1 protein-coding gene is annotated in these 369 nt (G+C 42.5%); it reads right to left on the bottom strand.

Annotation, left to right across the window (positions count from 1 at the left end; translation table 11 throughout):
* Nucleotides 1-162: 162 nt before the first annotated feature.
* Nucleotides 163-369: hypothetical protein (locus CA598_RS32805; protein WP_218832652.1), on the bottom strand; the 207-nt coding region annotated here is incomplete at its 5' end.

Below are 369 nucleotides of genomic sequence, written 5' to 3'. Positions count from 1 at the left end.
CTGGAGAGCACAGCGATTGGAACAACGGTCCGTTCGCGGAGCGTCCTCTCAAAGCGCCCACGTATATCCTACTAGAAAAAGGGCTGACCCAAGCAGCCATTTCATGGCTTTTGGGACAGCCTCTTTAACTATGGGTACTGGTCATAGTGGAAGGTTTCAAACTTAAATCGAGAAAGTCTTAGATATGATTACCAACAATATAAACAGAACCAGAATTGCAGTCATAGATAAAACCTCTGCCAAAACCTCCAGCAAATTCCCCATCATTATTCTTCCTTCGTCATTGAATACAATTAAAATATACAGGCTTTTATAATGATGACCAGCAGGATAAAGAGCACCAAGATTGCACCGGTAGATGTAAAGGCT

This window comes from Paenibacillus sp. VTT E-133291, from assembly GCF_002264395.1.
Lineage (GTDB): Bacteria > Bacillota > Bacilli > Paenibacillales > Paenibacillaceae > Paenibacillus_AQ > Paenibacillus_AQ nitricinens.
The sequence above is the reverse complement of the archived record's forward strand: the minus strand, read 5'-3'. Positions and strand labels throughout refer to the sequence as shown.